This window comes from Nitrobacter winogradskyi, from assembly GCF_006539545.1.
Taxonomy (GTDB): domain Bacteria; phylum Pseudomonadota; class Alphaproteobacteria; order Rhizobiales; family Xanthobacteraceae; genus Nitrobacter; species Nitrobacter winogradskyi_A.
The window spans coordinates 1-19,951 of sequence record NZ_BJNF01000093.1 but is presented as its reverse complement, the minus strand read 5'-3'; the positions used below and the strand labels follow the sequence as shown (position 1 = coordinate 19,951).

The window sequence follows — 19,951 nt, the reverse complement described above, 5'->3', positions numbered from 1 at the left end:
CGCAAATGCCTACAGAAATTCGCGAAGGATCTCACGCGCAGCCTCGGCGGATACGTTGTCGCCGCCGTCCGGCGCGGACTGACCAATCGCTTTCGCAAGCGCGGCAATAGTCTGACATTCGAAGAGATCCCGAATGGAAACAGACAGTCCGGCTTCATGCGCACGCGCAATCACACGCATGCTCAGGATCGAATCGCCTCCCAGTTCAAAGAAGCTGTCTTCGACGCTGACGGCGTCAAGGCCAAGGACGTTCTGCCATATAGCCGCCAACATGGTCTCAACGCCGTCGCGTGGTATCACCATCGCACGTACCGGCCGCTCCGGCCGCGGCAGGGCTCTGATATCGACCTTGCCATTCGGCGTAAGCGGGATCGCATCGAGTACAACAATTTCGGCCGGCACCATCTGTTCGGGTAGGTGGAATCGGAGATATTCCGTTAGGCGGGCCGTTGCAGCACGTCGGCCTTCCTCCGAAGCGATGGACTCTTGGAGCACCACGTAACCGACAAGGATCGGCCGATCGCACCCGACGACAACGACTGCGCTGCGGACTGCTCCGTCCCTACGAAGGCGCGCCTCTATCTCGGCCAGTTCAACCCTCAATCCCCTGATTTTCACCTGGCGATCGGCGCGGCCGGCAAACTCGATCAGGCCGGCCGAGGTCCAGCGGCCCAGATCGCCGGTTCGATACATCCTGCTTCCAATTCTCGGAGAGAACGGGTTCGGGACAAATCGCTCTGCCGTAAGACCCGCTTGGCCAACGTACCCGCGGGCGACACCCTCTCCCCCGATATAGAGTTCGCCCACGATTCCTTCCGGCACCAGGCCGAGAAGATGATCGAGAATATAGACCTCCATATTCCGTAGTGGACGGCCGAGCGGAACTGGGCCGGCATCCGGCACGGTGCCGACATCGCACATCAGCGCACCCACGGTCGTTTCCGTCGGCCCGTAGTGATTGATCAGAACACCCGAAGGGCTTGCACGCCTGATCTCAACTGTCAAATCCCTGCTGCATTGCTCTCCTCCAAGCACGACAAGCCGGGTTGGAAGCACCTCCGCGAGGCCTTGGGGCCCGGCCAGACCAGCGAGATAACTCGGCGTGATCTTGACGGCGTCAACACGATGAGCACGGACATAGCTGGCCAGCGAAGCGCGGCTGAAAGCCCGATCCGTTGTGATCAGGTGCAAGGTGGCGCCTGTCGACAGGGCTCCGAACAGGGCGGTATGGCCGAGATCGGCCGCCGGCGTCGACATCATCGCGATCTGGCGAATGTCGGATTCGCGAAAGAGCTCCGCGATCTCGTCGACATAGTTGGCGAGCGCGCGATGACTGACCACGACTCCCTTCGGCTGCCCGGTCGACCCTGAGGTAAAGATCATATAAGCGGCGGCGCTCGTGTTGACTTCTGAGGATGGCCTCGCGTCCGCGGCAGCGCACGCTAGATCGACAGGAACGAACGACACGCCCTCCAGACCGGACGGCTCTGGCACCGGTCTAGGACCGCCGGTCACCACGGTTATGCCGGCGCTGTGCATAATCTCGGCCGTCCGGGCCGCGGGCCACGCCGGATCAAGAGGCACGTATGCGCCGCCCGCTTTCCATATCGCCACCAGAGCGACAACCATCTCGCAGGACCGTTCGGCAACCAGGCCGACAAAAATGTCTGGTCCGACCCCCGCCGCTTTGAGTTGCCTGGAGAGATAACTGGATCGCTGATCGAGAGCCTCATAGGTCAGGGAGACGCCCTCGCAGACGACTGCCACGTCATTTGGTCGTTGCTGCGCTATCACCGCCATTCGCTCCGGAACGCCGCCGCTCCGGGATGGAACACATCGCCCTCGGCTCCAGCGGTCAAGGACCGTTGTTCTCTCCTGCGCTGTGAGAATGTCCAACATGCCTAATGGCGCGCGAGGGGCTTCAACAAGTGCAGCGAGTAAGCTAACAAGTCTAACCGACAATCGCTCGACATCTTGACGGTCAAACATATCGGCCTTGAATGAAAACGACAGGACCAGGTCGTTCCTGCCATTAACGACCAACGTTAACGGATAGTGTGAACCTCCAATGATCTCCGGTTTACCAAATCCAAGGCGGTTCGACGCGCGCCGTCTCAGCACCTCATCGATCGGATAATTTTCGAACACGATAATCGTGTCGAAGAGTACTTGGCCGGGCATTCCCGCCCATCGTTGAATGTCATATAAGGGAATGTGTTCATGCTCACGTCGACTGACATTGTCGTGCTGCAGTGAGCGCAACCAGTCTGCGACGTTCCCCGACGGCTCAATGCGATGGATAACGGGCAGTGTGTTGATGAACAGTCCCAGGATTGCGTCGGAACCCGACAGATCGTGAGGTCGACCGGCAACCGTTGCCCCGAACACGACCGTTTCAGCCCCGCAACACTTGTGCAACAGCAGCAGCCACGCGGCTTCGATGACCGTGTTCAGCGTGATGCGCTGCTCTTGTGCAAAGCGCCGAAGGCGATCAGTGAAGGCGGGGCTGCACTGATGGACCACCACCTGGCTCTCGGCCAGCCTTTGAGCGCCTGGTATTCCGGCCGGAGTTCTCCTGAGCGCATCTGAAAGCAACGTGGGGTGATCCAGCACGCGAAGCCGCTCCATCCAGAAGCGTTTGCTGCGATCGATATCCTGCCGTGCCTGCCAGGCGATATAGTCGCGATAGCAACCCGTGGCGTCATTCACAGGCTGATCGGAGTATCGGGCCATGATCTCTTCGATTTGCCGCGCGGAACTCCACCCGTCTGTGATGAGATGATGATGAGTCCAGATGAGGTAAAAGGCATCGTCCGCCAATCGCACGACTGTCAGGCGCTGAAGCGGCGGCCGGTGGAGATCAAAACCACGCTCTCGATCCATGACGGCGAACGTAAGGACTTCATTCTCCCCGGCCCGCCTCTTGCGCCAGTCCAATTCTTCGAAGCAGTCGGTGACGCCTTTGTGAACGATCTGGAGCGGCCGGGGCAGATTGTCCCAGACAAAGCCCGTGCGAAGAATGGCGTGACGCCCGATCACCGCCGCCCAGGCGCTTCTGAAACGCGCGACGTCGAGACCGTCCGCGCGAACGCAGAGCTGATTGACGTAGAGGGCTGACGCGGGGTCGCGCAGGACATGAAAGAGGATGCCATGCTGCATCGGAGCCAACGGATAAATGTCTTCGATCTCCTGTGCAGGGTCGGCCAATCGGTCGATCTGCTGCTGGGTCAGGCCAGCGAGCGGAAAGTCCGACGGCGTGGCACCCGAAACGCCCTCGCTGACACAATGTCTGACGACTGCCAGCAATTCCTCCTCGAATGACGCACCGAGGCGATCGATCGTTGAACGCAAATAGCGCCGCCGGCTATAGTTGATCGACACACGCAAACGGCCGTCATATATGCTGCTCTCAATACCAAGCGACGGCGTCAGTTCGGACTGCGGGTCGCGGCTTGCACCGCCCGGCTCGTCCGCTGGCGCAAGGAAACCACCGTCCCCAAAAGTGCTGTCGAAGCGCCCAAGGTAATTGAATGTGATATCCGGAGTCCCATGGCCCGCAAGCTGTTCGCGAACGTCACGGGTGCTCAGATATTTGAGTACGCCATAACCGAGCCCTTTGTTTGGTATCGCGCGCAACTGTTCCTTGACAGCCTTGATCGACGCCTCAATCGGGCCGTTCAGATCGAGCTCGGCATCCTGATCGACGAACGGTCTGAGCAGGACAGGATACAGGGTGGTGAACCAACCGACGGTGCGTGTAAGATCGAGACCATCGAACAGATCCTCCCGCCCGTGCCCCTCGACCGAAAGCACAATGCACCCATGACCGGTCCAGCGACAAAGGACCCGAGCCCATGCCGAGAGCAGGAGATCGTCGATCTGCGTTCGAAAAGCACTGGGCGCCCCCCGCACCAAGGCGCCTGTCTGATCCCGGTCGAGAGCGAGTTCGACTGTTGCAACGTCTCCGATGCTGCCATTGTCCGAGGCGAAGTCAGATGGCAGCCCCGTCGATTCGGTTGCCTCGTGCTGTGACAGCCAGAAGGGCAATTCATCGAGCACACGCTGTTCGCCAGCAAAGCTTTTGAGATTTTCCGCCCATACCGCGAACGGCGTCGTTTTTGCCGGCAGCGCGATCACCGTTCCACTGACCGCGCTCCGGTAGGCCTGTTGCAGATCGTCGAGAAGGATACGCCAGGACACGCCATCCACGACGAGATGATGGACGACGAGAAGCAGCCGCTGGGTTCCGTCTTGCATCTGCACGAGCAACGCCCGCAGCAGCGGGCCGACGTCGAGGGAAAGACTCCGCTGTGCTTCTTCAAAGAGCGCCGTCGCCTCAGCCGCGGTCCGCGCTTCGCGTACCCAGAGAACGTCGGCGCTCTTTCGTCCGACAGACACCGGATCCGGAATCGTCACGTCCCAGGATTTTCCTTCGTTGCGGAAACTGTAATTCAATGCATCGTGGTGCGCGATGACCGCCCGCAAAGCGGCTTCAAGTTCAGCCGGCCTGATAACATCCCTGACATGCAGCAAAATGCTCTGGTTCCAGTGATGCCTGTCAGGAACGCACTGCGCAAAGAACCACTCCTGGATCGGTGTGAGAGTAACGCGGCCCTTGCTCGCGGTCGCGACCGGTTGTTTCGGCGCATCCGCGCCTTGCCGGAGCGCCGCGAGAGCGGCAATCGTCGGCTTCTCGAAAACGTCCTTTGGCGTGATGCGGATGCCCTGCTTCTTTGCACGCGCAATGATTTGCAGGCTGAGAATCGAATCGCCGCCAAGCTCGAAGAAGTTCTCGGTGACGCCAATCCGGGGCACGCCAAGCACTTCCTGCCAGATCGAGGCAAGGATCTGCTCCGCCGGATTGCGCGGCTCGATAGAGTCCGAGATCACCATCTCGGGCGCAGGCAACGCCGCACGGTCCAGCTTTCCGTTCGCAGTAAGCGGAAACCTCTCCAGCGGCACCACATGCGAAGGCACCATGTAGTCAGGTAGCGTTGACCGCAGGTGATCCTTCAAACCCTCAACGACTTCTGCTGCCAGTTTCCAGAAGGACAGCTCGTTCAATCGGTGCGGAATGACATAGGCGACAAGCTGCGAGTTGTCATGGATCTCTCGCTCAATGACAACAGCGTCGTACACCCCTTCACAGGCACGCAACCTAGCCTCAATCTCCCCCACTTCTATTCGAAAACCCCTTATCTTGATCTGCGCATCTGCCCGGCCAACAAAATGAAGCGATCCATCGGTCGATCGACGGACGAGATCTCCCGTTCGATACATCCGCTCTCCCAGATCGTCAGCGAAGGGGTTCGGTACGAAACGCTCCGCGGTCGCGCCGGGCTGTCCCTGATATCCCCGCGCGAGTCCTGCACCCGTGACATAGAGCTCCCCGATCGCACCGATCGGCACCGGTTCAAGACCGGTCGAAAGGACAAGAATGCGGCAATTCGGAAGCGGTCGTCCCAACGGGATACGGGATTCCACCCACTCGCCCGCAACGGCATGCACGAGAACGCCGACGGTTGCTTCAGCGGGGCCGTAATGATTGACAACACGGCACGGCGTCTCGTTCCGGACACGCGCCACCAAAGCCGCATCGCATCGCTCTCCGCCGAGGATAAGCAGATGACGCGGTGCCGCCTGCTTAACGCTTGACGCTTCCACCAGGCCGGCAAAATGGCTGGGCGTGATCTTGAGAATGTCAACGCTGTTGCGCGTCATGTAATCGGCAAAACGGCCGGCGTCCAACACGGCTTCCTGTTCAATCAGGTGAAGCGTCGCGCCGTTACATAAAGCTCCGAATAACGCAGTATGCCCGAGATCCGCAACCGGCGTGGACACCATTGCCATGCTGACGTGCGTCTTGAACTCCAGCTCACGCGAAATGGCCGTGACATAGTTGACGATCGCCTGATGGGAGACCACGACGCCCTTCGGCCGCCCCGTGGATCCCGACGTGAAGATGACGTACGCGGCATTCGACGGATGGAGGGTGACCCGCTCGAATGGTGTGGCATGAAACTCATCCTGCTCGCCGATGAGCACAATGCGGACCTTGTCGCCAAAGTTAACCGGCAACGAGTGCTCGTTCACGATGACAAGCCGAATTCCATTGCGCTCGAGCAGCTCCTTATTTCGTTCAGAAGGATGGGAGGGGTCCAATGGGACGTAAGCACCCCCCGCGCGAAGAACGCTCAATATGCCGACAACAAGGGCATCCGACCGCGCGATGGCAACACCCACGAGTGTTCCGGCGCCTACGCCAGCTGCACGAAGCCGCCGGGTCAGTGTCTCAGCGCGCGCGCCGAGTTCTCCATATGTAAGAGAAGTCCCTTCGTGGATCACCGCAATGCTGTCAGGCCGTTCTCTGACGTGAGCGTCGATGAGTTCGTGAAGGCAACGGATATCAGCCGGAGATATGGCCCCGCGTCCGGCAGCGATGCTCATATCGCGGAGCGCAGGTGGCTGGGTGCGAACCGCTCCGACAGGCGTTTCAGCGGCGTTTATGAATTGGAGCAGGATATTCGTCCAGCACGCGATGATATGTTCGATGACGGTGTCGGAAAAGCGTGCTGGGTCATGAACAAAGGTGCATTGCAATCCTTCATCGAGTAGCACATTCAGTGTCAACGGAAACGAATTGGGATTGTGGGTCTCGATGGGACCAAAGACGAGATCGCCCGATCTGCGAAGCTGGAGCGCCTCGTCCATTGGATAATTCTCAAAGACGATCAACGTGTCGAACAGGGATTGTCCCGGCCGTCCTACCCAACGTTGGATATCGTAGAGCGGAACATGCTCGTGCTCGCGTAACTCCAGATTCGCGTTCTGCAACCGCCGCAGCCAATCGCCGAGGTGTTGCTCGGGGTGCGGGTGCGCAATAATGGGAATCGTGTTGATGAACAGGCCGAGCATTGTCTCCGAGCCAACAAGCGCAGCCGGGCGACCGGCAACGGTCGCGCCGAAGACCACGGTGTCTTGATTGCAATATTGCTGCAGCAGCAAGACCCAGGCACCTTGCACGAGCGTGTTGAGTGTCACACGTTCCTTCTGCGAGAATCGTCGGAGCTCACTGACTACTTCAGGACCTATCCGGTGGACGCGCTTACCCGTCGCTTGAGCCGGCTGCTCGCCGTATGAAGCTTCAGCGCCATCAACGCAATTTGCGAGGAGTGTCGGCTGTTCAAGCGTCATCAGACGCTCGGTCCAAAACCGCTCGCTGGCGTGTGTGTCCTGCTGGCTTAGCCAGGCGATATAGTCCCCGTAATGTCCCGCACCCGGATCAAACGGCGCACCGAGGTAGCGGGCAAAAACCTCCTGAAGCAGGCGGGCGGTGCTCCAACCATCGATGAGAAGATGATGGTGCGTCCAGATCAATCGGAATTGCCACGCATCCAGCTGAACAAGCGTCAACCGCTGAAGCGGCGCTTGCGTGAGATCGAAGCCACGACGCCGGTCAGCGGCGGCAAACGTCGTCAGATCAGTATCCGCTGCGGGGTTTAATCGCCAGTCCAACCGCTGGATAACGGGTTGTTTGGGCTTGTGAACAATCTGCAACGATCTCGCGATGTCGCCTTCCCACACAAAACTCGTACGATGGACAACATGATGTCCGGTCGTTGTGGTCCAGGCATCCTGGAATCGCTCCACATCCAGCCCATCGATCGTTACGCTCAATTGGTTCACATAATGTCCGGCGGAGGGATCGTGCAGCGCATGAAACAACATGCCTTGCTGCATAGGCGAGAGTGGATAGATGTCCTCGATTTCGTCAGCGCGAACTGGTAGCCGATCAAGCTGATCCTGCTCTAGTCCGGCAAGCGGCAGATCTGCGGCTGTGACAATCCCGTCACTCCGTCGTCCGTTCCCGGTGCATGGTCTATCGGTGACAGGCGCAACAATTTCCACCGCCGAGCTGAGAGCCTGAATCGTCTGCCGTTCGAACAGCAGCCGCGGCTTCAGCTTGATACCCCGCCGCAACGCACGTGCAATGACCTGAAGGCTGAGGATGGAATCGCCGCCAAGCGCGAAGAAGTTATCGGTGATCCCGACCCGTTCGAGCCCCAGCACCTCCTGCCAGATCACGACAAGCTTCTCCTCGATCGCATTGCGCGGCGCCACGGACGCCGTCATCATATCGGGCTCAGGCAGCGCCTTACGGTCGAGTTTGCCGTTCGGCGTCAGCGGCAGCGCATCGAGCAGTACCAGATGTGCAGGAACCATGTAGTCAGGAAGCATCACGCGGAGATGTTCACGCAGCCGCTCGGCGAGATCCCGGCTCGTATCTTCCGACGCCACCACATAAGCTGCCAGTTGCTTACCCGATGCGGAGTTACGCGCCAACACCACGGCCTCGCGCACATCGTCATGGCCGAGCAATTGTGCCTCGACCTCCCCGAGTTCGATACGAAAGCCTCGTATTTTTACCTGATGGTCGATCCAGCCGACATACTCGATCGCACCGTCCGGTCGCCATCGCGCGAGGTCTCCTGTGCAATAGAGACGCTCTCCCGCCCGTTGCGGGAACGGGTTTGGAATGAATCGCTCAGCCGTCAGGCTAGGTTTGTTCTGATATCCGCGCGCAAGGGCGATGCCGCCAATATAGAGTTCGCCTGTCGCGCCCCGCGGAACGGCGTTCAGATCGGCATCGAGAACGTAAAGCTGCGTATTCCAGATTGGACGGCCAATCGGAACGTTATACGTGCCTTGCTTCCGCCGACACCGCCAGAAACTGACGTCGATCGCGGCCTCGGTCGGCCCATACAGATTGTCGAGGTGAGCGCCATAGCGAGTCAGGAACGCATGTTGCAAATCCGGACGCAGCGCTTCCCCGCTACAAATAACCTGCCGTAAGCTATCATGCGATGCACCGCTATCCGCTTCGATGAATGCGCTCAACATCGACGGGACAAAATGTAACATCGTGATCTGCTGCGCATCGATCAACGCGCTGATCTGTCGGGGGTCTTGATGAGCATTAGGCGGCGCAACGATGAGCTGCGCGCCATACATCAGTGGCAGGAACAACTCCCACACCGAAACATCGAAACTGAAGGGTGTCTTGTGCAGAACGCGGTCGACGGAATTTAGCTTGTAGGCGTCCTGCATCCAGTCCAATCGGTTGACGATTGCCTGATGCGTGTTTGCCGCAGCCTTCGGCCGTCCGGTCGAGCCCGAAGTATAAATACAATAAGCGAGGTTCGACGGAGTGACATCAGCTTCAAAATCGTTGTCGCTGTAGGCCTCGATTGCCGGCCAATCCCGGTCGAGGCAGACATATCGTCCTGCGGACGGCACGGAATCCGCATTTGGTCGCCCCGGCACGATCTCCTTGATCGGCGTTCCGTCAAACGGTGGGAGCATGCCCAACAGGCGTTTCTGGGTCAGCACGAGCTTTACGCAGGAATCCGCAATCATGACATCAAGGCGGCGGGCGGGGTAGCTCGGATCGAGCGGCACATAGGCGCCGCCGGCCTTGAGGATGCCGAGCAGTCCGATCACCATTTCGATCGAGCGTTCGACCGCAATGCCGACCAGAATGTCAGGGCCAACACCCTTCGCACGCAGGTAGCGAGCGAGTTGGTTAGCCCGAGCGTTGAGTTGGCGATAGGTCAAGGTGGCGTCTCCGCAGACCACCGCGACCATGTCCTGGCACTCGGCTGACCGCGCCGCGATCAGTTCGTGGAGGCAGCGCCCGTCGATCGCCCGCTCCTCGCCTCGCCCCCATTTGTCGAAAACGAGAACGCTTTCATCGCGATCAAAAAGCGGAAAGTCCGCAAGCCTGGCGCCGGGATGATCGGCTATTGCCCTGAGCAGCCGTTCAAAATGCTTGCCAAGGCGAGCGATCGTTGCCGACTCAAAGAGATCGACCGCATAGGTAAATATAAGATCAATGTCGTCCTCATGCTTCTCTATGTCGAGACTGAGATCGAACTGGATGTCCCGACTGCGGGTTCTGATAATTTCGATGTCGAGGCCGCCGGCATGGCAAACGCGGCGGCTACGACTCATCTCAAGATAATTGACCATTACCTCGAATAGGGGATTGTGGGTCAAGCGACGCTCGGGACGCAAAGATTCGACCAGTTGATCGAACGGCAGGTCCTGATGAGCCTGGGCCTCGAGAACGGTTGTCTTCACACGCGTAAGAATTTCATCGAAACGCAAATGCCCGTCGACGGTCGTGATCAAAACCTGAGTGTTCACGAAGACACCGATCAGATCTTCCAGCACTGACTGCGTTCGGTTGGCGGTAGGAACACCAACGCGGATCTGTTGCTGACTGGTATAGCGATAGATCAGTGTCTTGAACGCCGCCAAAAGCACCATGAACATCGTCGCCTGCCCGGCCTGGCTTAACGACCGTAGTTGCGCCGTCAGACCTGGATCGATCACCAGCCGGTAAGTATCGCCGAGGCAGCTTCGGTCAGGACGTCGCGGGCGATCCGCGGGCAATTCAAGAACGGGATGGTCTGAGCCGAGCTTCTGTCTCCAATAGGTGAGCTGCCGCTCCGTCTCGCCGGCCTGCAGCCGGGCGCGCTGCCACTCGGCGAAATCGATGTATTGAATCGGAAGTTCCAAAAGAGCGCACGCGGCTCTCTCGACGAGGGAGTCGTAAAGCGCGACGAACTCGTCGATCAACAGCTGCATCGACCACGCATCGCAGGCAATATGATGCACGGTCACGATGAGCCGGTGATTCTGAGGTGCACACCGCACCAGCCGTACCCTGAGCGGCGGTCCGCTTTCCAGATCGAAGGGCGTCGCGGCTTCTTCATCGAGCAGCCGTTCGGCTTTCGCCTCACGAATCTTCTCATCTAGAGCGCTCAGGTCATCGCGCGCAATTGCCGGGGCATATGATTGATGAACCCGCTGGAGGGTACCGTCGGGACCACCAGAAAAGCTGGTTCGTAGCGACTCGTGGCGCTGCACAATCTGCGCGATAGCAGCTTCCAACGCCTTCTCGTTCAGCGGACCCAGCAAACGAGCCGCGCCTGAGACGTTGTAGGCGGGACTCGATGGCTCCAACTGCCATAAGAACCAGAGCCGCTCTTGCGCGTGCGAAGCCCGCGCTTCCGAGAGCCCGGCGCGTGTCGGAATTGCCAAAGCGGAAGCCTGTGGCTGTGCCAAAGATTGCTGCAGCGCTCCCGCTAACCGGATCGGGGTCGGAGCCTCGAAAAGGTGGTGCAATTCGAGTGCGATCCCCAGGCGCTCGCGAAGGCGGGCAATGACCTGCACAGCGGTGATCGAATTGCCGCCGATGAGGAAAAAGTTATCGCCGGGGCGCACCACCCTAGTCTGCAGCACCGATTTCCATATTCCGATCACCTCGTCCAAGTTGGGAAGGGTATCGCTTTCGTTTTGAGGCGCTGGCTCCTTGTTCTCTGTCAGCGCCGCTAGACCGCATGACGCAAACAGATTCAATTCGCCGGATTGCCAAAGCTCATAACACCGGCTGCGTTGCAATTTGCCGCTTGAGGTCTTGGGAATCTCGCCTGGCTGCAACAGCAAGACGAGCTTGGCGGGCTCCTGATAGACGTTTGCGATTGTCTCGCTGATTGTACTCGCTAGTGCATCCGGTGAAATGATCCGTTGCATCGCACGGCTGACTTCCGCCGCAACCCCGATCGCTTCCTGACCATTCGATACAATCGGAAATGCCGCGACACGGCCGCGGCGCACGCCTTCAACTTCAGCTTCGATCAGTTGCTCAACATCCTGCGGATAAATGTTCTGGCCGCGGACAATAATGAGATCCTTCTGGCGCCCCGTTACATAGAGACAGCCTTCACGCAAGAATCCGAGATCACCGGTCCGCAAGAAGCGTACCCCGTCAACCTCCGTAAACGTGGCGTTGGTGGCCTCCGTGTTGTTCCAGTAGCCAGGAGAAACGCTCGGGCCGGAAAACCAGATTTCCCCAATATTACCGTCACCCTGCGCACCGACGATACGAACCTCATGCGCGGCTTGTACACGACCGCAACACACGACATCTCCCTGCGTGAACGGGACGGCCTGCAGGCCCCCGCCCCGGGTTGCCCCGGTGACAATAAGCGTTGCTTCCGCGAGGCCATAACAGGCATATGCGGCTCGACCATCGAATCCGACCGCACCAAATCGATTGGAGAATGCTTCAAACGTACCGGCCCGGATCGGTTCGGAACCGCAAAATGCCAACGTCCAGCTCGATAGATCCAATCCCTGCAGACTTGCCTCCGACACGCGTTCCGTGCAGAGACGAAACGCAAAATCAGGCCCGCCACTAATTGTCCCGCCAAATCGTGATATCGCTTCAAGCCATCGGACCGGCCGCTCCAGGAATTGTTGCGGCGACAACAGCACGACCGATGCACCGCTAAACAACGGCTGCAGCAGCGCTCCAACCAGTCCCATGTCATGGAAAAGCGGCAACCAGCTGACAACCGTATCGTCTCTATCAAACTCGAATGCGGCCTTGATCGATGCCTCATTTGCAACGAGGTTGCCATGCGTGATCATCACCCCCTTCGGCGCGGAGGTGGAGCCCGACGTATATTGCAGGAAGGCGATTGTGTCCCGATCGACGGCTGGCGGCGTCCAGTCTGTCGAAGACGATTTCCATTCTGCGGGTACGACAACGCGAGAGCCAGGCTCACACATCGCCAGGAGTTCATAGACCGCTTCGATGCTTGGCGTCGTGGTGATTACAAGGCGGGGGCGACAGTCTCGTACAATTCCGACGAGGCGAACTGCCGAGCCGGATCTCTTGGTCTCGGGCGAATACGCGGGAACCGCGATCAGCCCGGCATACATGCAGCCAAGAAAAGCAACGGCATAGTCGACGCCACTCGGAAGGAAGATGACAACGCGGTCTCCTGGGTCGGCTAACTGAGAAAGATAGCTCGCTACCAGTCGGGCTTGGCCGTCCAACTCCGCATATGTGAGGAAAACAGGCTCATCCCAAGCATCAGCTAGGCTGCGGATCGCAACCCGGCTCGGCTGACGCCCGACGTGATTGTGCAGAACATCAATGAAGGTCGCGCGGGCCTCATTCGGTGCGTGCATAATAAACTGCCAATCTTTTGCGGAGCTACTAAGACGGCGTCATTTTTCCATGGGGTTTTGCCATGGCGACTAGAACCTTGCGTTTGCCTTTGAATGATGCCCGACCATGCGCTGTCAGCATATTATCGAGCATCAGGATATCGTCCTTCTGCCATTCAAATGTCACGGTCGCTCTCGCAATCGCCGCTCGGATGCAATCGAGTATATCTTCTTCGATCCTGGTGCCGTCTCCGTAGTAAGCATTACGGGGAAGATCTTCCTCCCCGACCGCATCAAGCAACGCTTCTCGTACCGGAGGGGCAAGGCTGGAAACGTGGAATAGATGTGCTTGGTTGAACCAGACAGTCTCGCCGCTCACAGGATGCTCCGAAACCGCCTGCGCAATTTGACGGGTCCGCAAGTTACCATTCTTCTTCCACTCGCACACGATATCCCGCTCGCTGCAATACCGTTCCACGTCATCCTTGCATGATGTGTTGAAAACAGTCTCCCAAGGCAAATCGAGTCCATTGCCGTAGTTCCGGACATACATCACTTGCTTGTCGTGGAAGATTTCCCGGATTGACTGGGGAATATCTGCGTAAATTTGTCGGCTATTGGCTATCGGGGTGGTGCCGCCAGCATCTGCCGGAACCACGCAATGAAACCAGATACGCATCGGCCAATCGCGGGTGTACGACTGCTCATTATGAAGCGGGATGTGTTGCGACGGCGGATATTCAGTCGAAGTATAGATGCGATCGCCAACATGCGATCTCGGAGTCGATGCAAAATCGTAGGTAATCAGAGCATCGCCAAAAGACGTCGCAAAATCATGAAACGCGTTGGGACCATCAAGCGAGAATCCCCGGAACAGCACGCCGCCTTGTAATGTCAACGCCGCATCAATCTCCCCGCGCTGATCGTCAACGATCGATCTCAACGAATGACCATGCTTAGTCGCGCACAATATGACTGAAGGAACCACTCTCGCTTCAAAACATGAAAATACACTATCAGACATCGCACCCCCAACCTTGGATAAGGTTGCCGCTGCCCAGACTGGCAAGACGAGCCCCGGTCCGCCGATATATACAACAGGATATAGATGTGCGAATATAGTGTCATCAATAAAGTAGCGAACCAAGCCCCGAGTTCAGTGCGGGAGCGGCAAGATTTAAGTGTTACGACGCGTGTGAGCACTCGACGCCAGGTGATGCCAGGCCGCTGGAGGAACCCATGCATTTGACGAATTGCGTTAAGTTATTTCGCCAGGAATGTTGTGTAAGCCCTTCCGAAGCGCCGCCGAAAGCGATCATTTTCTTGCGCTGGGATCTAATAAGAGCTCTCGATAGATTGTTGCTAACTACTGACTCTGTCGTGATGGCCGCACCCCAACCGATCCAAGGGACCTGTTTGGCTACATTGCAAGCCGCTCGTAACCCAAGAACAGCGAACATCCATACCCTTCGTCACCCAAGGTAAGCTCGATGCTGGACCGGCATGTCGCATCAACTGCTCCGCGACTGGATGCCAATCCGCGAGTCTCTTATGACGCCGAGATCCGGTGGACATCGTATGGGATTCCGCACATCAAGGCTGATGATTACGACTCTCTCGCCTTCGGCGTCGGCTACACCTACGCTCGTGATAATGCAGAATTGCTGGCAGACGCAGTGCTGACAGTGCGCGGGGTGCGCTCTCTCCATTTTGGACCCGAGACTTGTGCCCCGCATCAATCGATGTCCAATCTCGACAGCGACTTTTTTCACAAGATCTACTTCGATCCGGGTCAGCTTGCCGCTAGATATGCGAGCGAGCAGTCCCGCACAGCTTTGATGCTCAAGGCTTATGCCGCTGGCGCCCGCCGCTCGATCGAGGAGACAAATGCCCGTGGCACGGTCCACCCTTGCCTCGACGCATTGAAAGACGCGCCCATAACCCATCGGGACCTGTACCTTCTGCTCGCACAAAAGGCTGCACGGACCAGCGGCTGCGCCTTTGCGGGTGCTATTCTTGCTGCCCGCCCCACAAGCGCGGAGGCCGAGGTTGGAACGATCAGCCTCGGCGCACCAATCGAGCGGGCTCCGCATCTCGGCAGCAATGCCTTTGCCATCGGACGAGACCTTTCCGAAACGCGCTCGGGTCTCCTTGTTGCAAACCCTCACTTCCCCTGGTTCGGACCACACCGCTTCTATCAAATGCACCTGACGATTCCGGGTGAACTCGACGTCATGGGCGCAAGCCTGCCGCCATTTCCCGTCATCAACATTGGTTTCAACCGGAATGTCGCCTGGACGCATACAGTATCGCCAAGCCGCCGCTACGCGATTTATGAGCTTCGCTTAGGTCGAACGTCCCCTCTGACCTATCGGATTGGCTCGCAAACCAAGCCAATGACCAAGCGAATAATATCAGTGGCCGTCCGCTCGCAGGACGGCCGCACAGAGGAGGTGCACCGTATTTTCTACAGCACCTGCTACGGTCCGATTATCGTTCTCCCCGAAGCCGGGTGTCTATGGTCCGACCGCCGCGCCTATGCATTCTGCGACTCGGCACAGTCTATCAGCATGGTCGAGCAATGGCTTGCGCTGAATAAAGCGTCATCAGTGAAGGACGTCGATGCAGCTCTTTCCCACCATCGGGGGGCTCTCTGGTTGAATACGCTCGCGGCGGACAGCAAAGGTGACGTTTATTTCGGGGATCTCACAGCCGTGCCAGACATTTCGGCTTGGCAACGGATCATTCGCGCACCCTCAAGAGCAGCACGCGTTGTCGCGCGTAAGCAGAATATCCTTGTTCTAAATGGCTCAGGGCGTGCTCATGCTCCGCATGTAACCTCCCGAGCGGTGCGGCCCGCGGCAAAAATGCCTCGCGCGTTCCGGTCCGATTACGTGCTGAACTGTAACGACTCCCATTGGCTCATTCATCGAACAGCCCCACTCCGTCGATATCCACGCTTTGTCGGGATCGAGCACGCGCCCCAGGGGTTTCGAACACGGATGGCGCACCATGAACTCTCTGCGTTGACAAGCGACGGTCGCCGTATGACGAGCCGCGATTGCGAGGAAATGCTATTTAGCAATCGGAATTACGCTGCGCTCCAGGTCCGGGACGACCTTTGCAAGTTAAGTTTGGACTATGCCAAAGTCATCCTGTCCGATGGGCGTACCGTTGAACTCGCCGCGGCCTTCGCCATACTGCGAACCTGGTCAGGATGCGACGACAGCGATGCTGCCGGTGCGATCCTCTTCCGGGAGTTCTGGCGGCGCGTGCAAAGTCACGCACAGATCTGGCGAATACCATTCAGCCGAGAGGAGCCGCTTACGACCCCGCGTGGGCTCGCGATCGACGATCCGGCGGCTATCCGGCTTATTCTCACCGCTCTCGCAGAAGCGGTTGAAGCAATAGTAGCAAACGGCTTCCCCCTCGACGTGACCTGTTCTGCGGTACAAGCAATTCGGATCGCCGACCAATTGATCCCCCTCCATGGCGGCGACGGGTCGGCAGGCGTTCTCAATCTCATGGAATTCGGGGAGCTGACGAAAGAAGGCTATCCGCGATCGGATATCCAAGGAACGAGCTATTCGCAAATCGTGACCTGGGTCGATGGGGCAGTTATCGCGGACGCCATTCTTCCATTCTCCCAATCATCCAACGAACAATCTCCCCACGCCTCCGACCAGACCCGCCTTTTCTCGCAAAAATCATGGGTCCGTCTGCCGTTCGCGGAGACCGACATCGTGTCCGATCCGAATTTCACGCAACTGCGAGTTCGTGAGCCGCGCGCTTCCGCGATAGCGCCCGATCACTCATCGACCAGCATGGGAGACGACCATGACCTTCGACCGTGAAGACCTGACCTTTAACGTCGTCATGAATGACGAGGAGCAATACTCGATCTGGCCCGATTACAAGGAAATGCCCCTTGGATGGCGAAAGGCCGGCTTTACCGGCTTCAAAAAGGAATGTCTCGAACACATCGAAAAGGTCTGGACCGACATGCGGCCGAAGAGTTTGCGCGACAGCATGGCAGCCGCAGCGGAGCAACAGTCAAAGGGATGACAAATTCCCTGACATTGTTCTGTTTCGCTTGCGCCGGTGCGAGCGCGGCGCCGTTCCAGCGATGGTGTCGGCAGATTCCTCCATGGTTTCGGATTGTCCCTGTTGAACGTCCTGGACGAGGCAGCCGTCTAGGAGAACCGCATGTCCGAACCTTCGAAAACATTGTCCGTCTGCTTACGCGGGAGATCAGTCGCGACCTTCCGCAAGACTATGCTTTGTTCGGCCACAGCCTTGGTGCGCTTCTCGCTTTCGGATGCGCTCAGGAAATCCGTCGTTTGGGTTTGCGTCCGCCGAAAGCGCTGGCGGTCGCCGGAAGTCCCGCCCCGTCATGCCGCGATGACAACCGGCTCACATCGCTTTCTACGGATCAAGACCTCGTCGACGAACTCAAACGGCAATGCGGAACACCTGACGAGGTCTACGCGAGCCCGGAGCTCCTCCGACTGACACTTGATGCGACAGCGGCTGACTTTGCGGTCTGCGCCAGCTTTCGGTACGAGTCCGCGGCTCCGCTTTCCATCCCGATCTTCATTCTTGGCGGACGGCATGACGAGATCGGCGAACAGGCGTTGCGCGCATGGCAAGTCGAGACGACAGCGAAGACGGCGTGTGACCTGTTCGACGGCGGGCACTTCTTCCTGCGCGAACACGAGGCGACATTTCTCACGGCGCTCACAAACCGTCTCGACTCCGCGCGCAGGAAGCCAGCATCGGGGCTCGAAGTCCTGTTGGAGCGGCACATTTGACTAACAGGACTTCTCTTCACCGCGTCGCCTGCGCCGTGCATGAGGTCGATATTTGGCTAATTGCGATCACTGACGACGAACAAGTGTTCCGGTCAAACTGGTCGTTTCTCTCACTCGACGAGCAAGAGCGAGCCACCAGGTTCCTCAAGGAGGCCGATCGCCGCAGGTTTGTCATTACGCGCGGTACGCTACGTGCAAGACTAGGACAAACACTTTCTGAACACGCTGAGTGTCTGACGTTTGCGTATGATCAGAACCGCAAGCCCTTCCTGATGGACCATACGGAACTGCGCTTCAATGTCTCACATGCCGGTGATTTCGCGATGATTGGCCTTTCTCGCGTCGGGAGCGTTGGCGTTGATATCGAGGTTTATCACGACAATATTGACGAGTGCGAAATCGCGCGCACAGTCTTCACCGATGCTGAGCAGGAGGTTCTAAAGTCTCTGGATGGCATTCATCGCACCAGCGCGTTTTATGCCATGTGGACCTACAAGGAAGCCGTAGCCAAGGCGATCGGTATCGGCATTGCGCGCTTCAATCCCTGCGTGCCTGAATCCGTTTTGGCCGACCTGTCCTGCGGCCGTGAGCTTCGGTGCAAAGCGATCGTGAACAGCGACATCTATGCGGCACCGGTCGTGATGCCTTGCGGTTACTTCGGCACAGTGGCCTTTCATCGTCCTCTCCTTCAGGCGGGCGAGAAGGATGAACCAAACGGCTACGAACCATGACTCGCAATCCTGTTTCGGCTGGATCTCGTATCAGAAGATACCATACTGCTCGAAGGACGATGGCAAACACCGATGCATGATGTCTCAACGGTCGAAAATGCGGTTTATCTTAACAACGTCGGCTATGCCTATCAGCCAGGCGACTGGATCGTCCGTGGCTGCACCGCGTGCTTCGGAAGACGCCGGGTTGCGGCCATACTAGGCCCGAACGGCAGAGGCAAGACGACGTTACTAAAGTTATTGATCGGGGCAATGAAACCCTTGGAGGGAGACATCTCCAGCCACGGCGAAATAGCATTCGTCCCTCAACTGTTCGATACGGCTTTCAATTACACCGCCGTCGAGATGGTCGTGATGGGGCGCGCCAAGCGCCTCGGCCTGTTCTCCCAGCCGTCGCGACACGATCTGGATCTCGCCTTGGCCATGATGGACCGGTTCGGCATCGCCAGTCTGGCAAATCATCCCTTTGATTCTCTCTCCGGCGGACAACGCCAGCTTGTTATTTTTGCGCGCGCGTTGGTGGCTGAAGCCGATATTGTCGTACTCGATGAGCCCACCTCCGCGCTCGACCTTCAGAATCAGATCGTGGTACTGCGCTGGATGCGTCAGCTCGCGGAAACAGAGGGTCTGACCGTGATTTTCACGACCCACCATCCCCATCATGCGCTTTGGGTCGCTGACGACGCCTTGCTGATGATGAGCCACACCAACCAAGAAATGGGCGCCGCTACGACAATGCTGATCGAGCCGAACCTCACTAGGCTTTATGGCACCGCCATGAAGCGGATTGTTTTCGAACATGACGGACGCAAGATCGAAACTCTGACCCCAGTGTTCAAGCGGGAATCTTGAGCCAATCCGACTTGCCATTCTATGCGTTGCGCGAGCCGAGAGATCTGCAATCGACCAATGCCAGATTGTCACTTGACGAAAGCCGCATTTCGCTGCGTGTTGCACTGACCCACCTTACCGATCCCCGGCAATGTCGCAGATCAGTCTAAGCATCAGAGTGGATCTTCCGAATGGCAAGCGGATCGGCCCCGGCAAGATCGCACTCCTTGAGGCGATCCGCGAAACCGGATCGATATCCGGTGGCGCCCGAAGAATCGGGATGTCTTATCGCCGCGCATGGCTTTTGGTCGATGAGATAAATCATGCTCTTACCCAACCGGCCGTTGCGACGAGCGCCGGCGGCAATACGCGCGGCGGCGCGACGCTCACGGCCCATGGCGCACGGATCGTCGACCTCTACCGGTCGATAGAGAAATCGGCCTCTGCGAGTGCGCAACGCGATTTCAAGCAAATGGAAAGGATGGCGTGTAAGCGAACGCGACAAATTGACCTGACTGGGCTTTTTTGGACCAAGCGATGTGAGAGAATGGGCTT

8 protein-coding genes are annotated in these 19,951 nt (G+C 58.2%); 6 read left to right on the top strand and 2 right to left on the bottom strand.

Features of this window, described 5'->3' with window-relative positions:
- Nucleotides 1–9: 9 nt before the first annotated feature.
- Nucleotides 10–13,044: a non-ribosomal peptide synthase/polyketide synthase gene (locus tag NWI01_RS15940; protein WP_141384959.1), complete on the bottom strand. Its 13,035-nt coding sequence runs from the start codon at nt 13,042–13,044 to the stop codon at nt 10–12.
- A 28-nt stretch (nt 13,045–13,072) separates the two neighbouring features.
- Complete coding sequence (locus NWI01_RS15935; protein ID WP_141384958.1) at nt 13,073–14,047, bottom strand: TauD/TfdA family dioxygenase; 975 nt, start codon at nt 14,045–14,047, stop codon at nt 13,073–13,075.
- A 466-nt stretch (nt 14,048–14,513) separates the two neighbouring features.
- Between NWI01_RS15935 and NWI01_RS15930 the strand changes: the two genes are divergently transcribed.
- From NWI01_RS15930 to NWI01_RS15905, 6 genes are all read left to right on the top strand, one after another.
- On the top strand, nt 14,514–16,877 hold the full coding sequence (locus tag NWI01_RS15930) for a penicillin acylase family protein (RefSeq protein WP_141384957.1): 2,364 nt from the start codon (nt 14,514–14,516) through the stop codon (nt 16,875–16,877).
- Nucleotides 16,861–17,088, top strand: coding sequence for an MbtH family protein (locus NWI01_RS15925; protein ID WP_141384956.1), 228 nt, complete (start codon nt 16,861–16,863; stop codon nt 17,086–17,088). The genes NWI01_RS15930 and NWI01_RS15925 overlap by 17 nt, the downstream gene beginning before the upstream one ends.
- Nucleotides 16,992–17,834, top strand: coding sequence for a thioesterase II family protein (locus tag NWI01_RS15920; protein ID WP_307723467.1), 843 nt, complete (start codon nt 16,992–16,994; stop codon nt 17,832–17,834). The genes NWI01_RS15925 and NWI01_RS15920 overlap by 97 nt, the downstream gene beginning before the upstream one ends.
- Before the next feature lie 35 nt (nt 17,835–17,869).
- Nucleotides 17,870–18,565: a 4'-phosphopantetheinyl transferase family protein gene (locus NWI01_RS15915; RefSeq protein WP_181410534.1), complete on the top strand. Its 696-nt coding sequence runs from the start codon at nt 17,870–17,872 to the stop codon at nt 18,563–18,565.
- A 72-nt stretch (nt 18,566–18,637) separates the two neighbouring features.
- Nucleotides 18,638–19,417 (top strand): ABC transporter ATP-binding protein, encoded by a 780-nt coding sequence (locus tag NWI01_RS15910; protein WP_141384953.1) that lies wholly within the window; start codon nt 18,638–18,640, stop codon nt 19,415–19,417.
- A 130-nt stretch (nt 19,418–19,547) separates the two neighbouring features.
- Nucleotides 19,548–19,951, top strand: a 404-nt coding sequence (locus tag NWI01_RS15905; RefSeq protein ID WP_141384952.1) for a winged helix-turn-helix domain-containing protein, incomplete at its 3' end; no start/stop codon positions are given.

Bases quoted from the DNA above. Each gene is read 5' to 3' on its own strand.
- NWI01_RS15940 (WP_141384959.1), bottom strand. From the start codon at position 13,044: ATGCACGCACCGAATGAGGCCCGCGCGACCTTCATTGATGTTCTGCAC.
- NWI01_RS15935 (WP_141384958.1), bottom strand. From the start codon at position 14,047: ATGTCTGATAGTGTATTTTCATGTTTTGAAGCGAGAGTGGTTCCTTCA.
- NWI01_RS15930 (WP_141384957.1), top strand. From the start codon at position 14,514: ATGCTGGACCGGCATGTCGCATCAACTGCTCCGCGACTGGATGCCAAT.
- NWI01_RS15925 (WP_141384956.1), top strand. From the start codon at position 16,861: ATGACCTTCGACCGTGAAGACCTGACCTTTAACGTCGTCATGAATGAC.
- NWI01_RS15920 (WP_307723467.1), top strand. From the start codon at position 16,992: ATGTCTCGAACACATCGAAAAGGTCTGGACCGACATGCGGCCGAAGAG.
- NWI01_RS15910 (WP_141384953.1), top strand. From the start codon at position 18,638: ATGCATGATGTCTCAACGGTCGAAAATGCGGTTTATCTTAACAACGTC.